Origin of the sequence: Phocaeicola sp., from assembly GCF_048170425.1 — a bacterium.
GTDB lineage: Bacteria > Bacteroidota > Bacteroidia > Bacteroidales > Bacteroidaceae > Phocaeicola.
On record NZ_DBEXBB010000327.1, the window covers coordinates 1 to 5,580 of the forward strand.

A 5,580-nucleotide genomic window follows, 5' to 3' on the forward strand; every position below is an offset into this window, starting at 1 on the left:
TTTATGATTTGGATAAGATGCCGGAAGGGGTACTTTCTACGGCAGATCCGTTTCAGAGTGTAGGTGAAATAAGAAACTATGTAGACCGTTATTATGAGAGCGGACTGATAGGACAAGGATTTATGGCCGGTGGCGGCGGTGGTATGGCTGGTCAGGACTATGATAGTGACAATATGAGTAGCATGGCTGCTAATACGCGACTCATGGGACAGACCGCATTGAGCTCTGCCAGTGAGCTTTCTAACTATACCTATATAAGGAACATAAATTATTTGCTCAACAATATTGACAATTGTCCGGATAAAGGAGATATTGAATATAATCAGCTGAAAGGAGAAGCGTACTATTTCCGTGCATGGTATTATTATAGGATGTTGATTAACTATGGAGAACTGGCATGGGTAGACAAACCTTTGGATCCGGATATGGAGGTGATGATGCTGCCACGTGAAAGTCGTACATTTATTGTGGATAAGATTCTTGAGGATTTGGGCAATGCCAGAGATTTGATGAAAGAACAGAGCAATTCTGCGTCTATGAGACTTCATAAGGATGTAGCTCGTGCTTTGATAAGTGAGGTGGCTTTGTTTGAAGCTACGTGGGAACGTTATCACTATGCAAAAGAAAAGAACAAACCTGAAAAGTTTTATGACTATACATTGAGCGAATCGGATTTGAATGCGAAGATAGAAAGTTATCTTAAAACTGCAATAACGGCTTGTCAGCAGGTAGAAGCCCGGAATGTATGGAAGATATATAAAACGGGTGATATTCAAAATGATTATAGAAAGCTATTTGATACGCAGGATCTTACTTCCAATCCGGAAATCCTTTGGTTCAAGATGTATGATGGAGATAAGGTGGGAAACAGTGTGACTCGTTACTTGAATACAGGAGGGGGAAATATTGGTATCTGTGCCTCACTTGTGGATGATTATTTGTCAAGAGACGGTAGGCCTTTGTTTGGTGAAGAGTTACTGAATTTGAAGAAAAACTATCCGGATGAATTAAAACCGGAAAACCGTGACCCAAGATTGTCACAGACGGTAGCTTTCCCTGGTCAGCGTATGCAACCGGAAAGAGCGGGTAGTCCGTATACTCTCCAATGGCCTTCTTTGGCGGGAGATGGAACGGCATTTGGAACAAATCTTACAGGCTATGTCATGCTGAAGCATGTGCAGATAGATTGTGAGGGAGACTATATCAGCGAATACAAGGGGACAACTCCTGCCATCCAGTTCCGGTATGCAGATATTCTGCTGAACCATGCGGAAGCTCTGGCAGAACAGAACGGTGCAGCAAATGCAAGCGAAATTATCCGGGTGTTACAACCTTTGCGTGAACGTGCCGGTATGCCTGCTGTAGATTTTGACAGAGAATATAACACTGATGCAAGCTATCCATTCAAGGATTTGAATAAGTATGTGCAGGTGGTTCGTCGTGAAAGAAGAGTGGAAACAGCGTTGGAAGGAAAAAGACTGATAGATATTTTACGTTGGGCTGCGGCAGAAGAACTTATTATCGGTAAGTCTCCTATGGGAGCATTGTTTATTGGAAGTAATTTATCGCAACATTATGGTGATGAATTGAAGTATGATCAGGCAAGTGACAACAATTTGTTCCTGACAGGAAATAAAGGAGATGCTCTTCGCTATATTTTGCCTGTTCCGCCTTCTACCATGCCACAAGGATGGCAGTTTAAAGCCAATAGAGATTATCTACAGCCTATACAAGAAAGAATGTTGAATTTGATGGATGGATTGTGGAAACAGAATCCAGGGTGGTAATAATTCCCTAATATAATTAATTAAGGTTTTCCATATCTGCTTTTAGGGGGTATGGAAGGCCTTTGTTTGTACATGCTATGTTAAAATAATGATAAATGAATTTATGAACACGAGTCAGCTGAAAAAATGGACGTTGTTAGCTTTTATGGTGTCGGGGCTTATGTCTTGTTCCCAAAAAGAAGTCACACTTGGAAATCTGGATGTAATACCCAGACCTGATGAAGTGGTTAAATTGAACGACGGTTCATCTTTTGTGATTGATGAATCAACCACAATATGTTATCCTGAAGGTAATGAAAAGATGAAGAAAAATGCGGAGTTTTTAGCTACATATATAAAGAAAATTACCGCTACGGAAGTGAACTTGTCTACTAAAGAAAGAGATAATGCCATCGTTTTAAGCTTGGATGGTACCTTGACTGAAGACGAAGGCTATGAGCTGAATGTCTCAAAAGAGCAGATTTCTTTGAAAGGAAAAACCGAGGCCGGAGTGTTTTATGGAATACAGACCTTGCATAAAGCATTGCCTGTAACAGATGGAACCACACTTGCAGCCATTCCTTGTGGAAGCGTAAGGGATTATCCGCGTTTTGGCTACAGAGGGTTCATGGTAGACGTAGGCAGACACTTTTTCAGTGTTGATTATTTGAAAGAGATAATTGATATACTTGCTTTATATAATATCAATTATTTTCATTGGCATCTTACGGAAGACCAAGGCTGGCGTATAGAGATAAAAAAATATCCGAAGCTCACGGAAATAGGTTCGAAAAGAAAAGGTACGATAAAAGAGCGGGGATCGAAGGAACTTGACGGTATCCCTGTAAGCGGATATTATACTCAGGAAGAGGCAAAAGAAATCGTCAGGTATGCGGCAGAGCGATACATTACCGTAATTCCTGAAATTGATATGCCGGGCCACATGCTGGCGGCTTTGGCTTCGTATCCGGAACTTGGCTGTACTGGTGGTCCTTACGAGGTAGCTGCCAATTTTGGCGTGTTTAGAAATGTATTGTGTGGAGGAAATGACCAGACATTGCAGTTCGCAAAAGATGTAATTAATGAGATAATGGATATATTCCCTTCTCCCTATATTCATATAGGTGGAGATGAATGTCCCAAATACCACTGGAAAACCTGTGCAAAATGTCAGAAGAAAATCAGGGAGTTAGGATTAAAAGACTCGAAAGAGCATACGAAGGAAAATCAGCTTCAAGCCTGGTTTATGGGTGAAGTGGAAAAGGAAATCCGGAAACGGGGGAGAGAAATGATGGCATGGAATGAAATCCTGCACGGAAATCCTGCAAAGTCTACCATTGTTATGGCCTGGACACAACCGGAGGCTTGCTTGAAATCCATAGAAGGCGGATATAGAACAATTGCCTGCCCCATACAGCACCTGTATTTCAGTAACGCCAAGTTCAATCAATTAAGAGGGTTAAGCAGCATAGATAGGGTATATTCATTTGAGCCTGTTCCTGAAGAGGCTACGCCAGAGCAGAAAAAGAATGTAATGGGGGCGCAGGGGTGTATCTGGACAGAGTGGACTAAAGACAGTGTAAAGATGGAATGGCAGATGTTGCCTCGTATTGCCGCGTTGGCTGAAATACAATGGAGTAAACCCGAAAATAAAAACATTGGAGATTTCTTAGAACGTTTAAGGCACCATTTGGAGTTGTACAAACTGTATGGCTACAATTATAAGGAGGATATACATGAAGCATTAAATCCAAACCTGTCGGCTGATACGATAGATAGTCAGCTACCCGTAAATAAATGAAAGTTTGAATTATGTTGTTTTAAAAATAAGAATAAAAGATTATGGACTCAAAATCAACTATGAACCTGTTTTGTCTGGCATCTGTAGGTATTTCCCAGTTTGCCCTGATTTCGTGTGGAGAAGCTCAGAAGAGTCAGGAAGAAAGATTTAACATTGTATATATTATGACCGATGATCATACGGCGCAAATGATGAGCTGCTATGACAACCGTTATGTAGAAACTCCGAATCTTGACCGGATAGCTAATGATGGAGTAAAGTTTGTAAACAGTTTTGTGGCTAATTCTCTATCAGGCCCCAGTCGTGCCTGTATGTTTACGGGGAAACATAGTCATGCTAACGGTTTTTATGACAATACCAATTGTGTGTTTGACGGAACGCAGCAGACTATGCCCAAACTTTTGCAGAAAGCCGGTTATCAGACTGCTATAATCGGGAAATGGCACCTGGAAAGTCTTCCTACAGGCTTTGATTATTGGGAAATCGTTCCTGGCCAGGGAGATTACTATAATCCTCGTTTTATAGAAATGAACAATGATACCATTGTAGAGAAAGGTTATCTTACAAACATCATTACTGAAAAAAGTATCAATTGGTTGGAGAATACAAGAGACAAGGAGAAACCTTTCTGTCTGTTTGTGCATCACAAGGCATGCCATCGTAACTGGTTGCCTGAGTTGAAATACCTTTCTTTATATGAGGACAAGACTTTTCCCATACCTGATAATTTCTATGACGACTATGAGGGAAGAGAGGCTGCAAAGACCCAGGAGATGAGCATCTTTAAGGACATGGACATAATGTATGATACAAAGATGTACAGACCTGAAGGTGAAACTCCGCTTAAAGGGGCATTTGAAGCTTTTGTCGGTCGTTTGGACAAAGAAGATCGCGAGGTTTATGATAAATTTTACCAACCGATGATTGATGAGTTCTACAAGAAGAATCCGCAGGGAAAAGAACTTGCGGAATGGAAGTATCAGAGATATATGCGTGATTATGCCAAGGTGCTCAAATCATTGGATGACAATGTGGGCGTTTTGCTGGATTATCTGGACAAACAGGGATTGCTGAAGAATACGTTGGTTGTCTATACTTCAGACCAAGGATTCTATATGGGCGAGCATGGCTGGTTTGACAAGCGTTTCATGTACGAAGAGTCAATGCGTACTCCTCTTGTAATGCGTTTGCCTGACAATATGAAGCAGAAAGCTAAAGGTGAAATTACGGAGATGGTGCAGAATATTGACTATGCTCCTACGTTTCTTGATCTGGCTGGGGCAGAAATTCCGTCGGATATTCATGGGGTATCCCTGCTTCCTCTGTTGAAAGGTGAAAAACCGTCTGACTGGCGTAAATCTCTTTATTATCATTTTTATGAATATCCTGCGGAACACATGGTAAAGCGTCATTATGGTGTACGTACGGAGCGCTATAAGCTGATTCATTTTTATAATGATATTGACGTTTGGGAACTTTATGATCTTCAGGAAGATCCAGAGGAAATGAATAATTTGTTTGGCAAAGAAGGATACGAAGAAATAACAAAAGAGCTTAAAGCTGAGTTGAAAAAACTTCAGACTCAATATAATGATCCAATTGAAGAAAAGCTGAAAAAGTAATGCCGGACTATTGGTCGTATTTTGTTTCTTTTAATATGCCGATGAGTTATATTTAGGAGATATAGTATAGAACCAGGTGAATTAAATAAAAACTTTGGAATAAGATGGCATGTAAGTTTGCGCATGCCATCTTGGCTTTTGAAGTATTTTCTGGACTGTAAAAAAACAAAACACCCGGCTTTACATTTTGATGTGTATAGCCGGGTGTTTTGTTTTAAAGTCGCTGAATTTTAGCATTTTGCGGAGAGACAGGCTCTCGAACTTATACTTTCACAGAATCTCATAAAACCGCAAACAACTGATAATCAAGTGCAAATTACAACATAGAGTAAAACTAAATGTTTCTAAATGTCTTTTGCTATCTCAATAATTGGGTGTATATTTGGGTGTA

The 5,580-nt window shown here is 40.4% G+C and carries 3 protein-coding genes; all 3 read left to right on the top strand.

The window, feature by feature from the left end; genetic code table 11:
• Positions 1-1,787, top strand: a 1,787-nt coding sequence (locus ACMJ0U_RS12460) for a RagB/SusD family nutrient uptake outer membrane protein (RefSeq protein WP_417130195.1), incomplete at its 5' end; no start/stop codon positions are given.
• Positions 1,788-1,890: 103 nt separating this feature from the next.
• Complete coding sequence (locus ACMJ0U_RS12465) at positions 1,891-3,567, top strand: beta-N-acetylhexosaminidase (RefSeq protein ID WP_417130197.1); 1,677 nt, start codon at positions 1,891-1,893, stop codon at positions 3,565-3,567.
• A gap of 41 nt (positions 3,568-3,608) precedes the next feature.
• Complete coding sequence (locus ACMJ0U_RS12470; RefSeq protein ID WP_417130196.1) at positions 3,609-5,189, top strand: sulfatase; 1,581 nt, start codon at positions 3,609-3,611, stop codon at positions 5,187-5,189.
• Positions 5,190-5,580 lie beyond the last annotated feature (391 nt).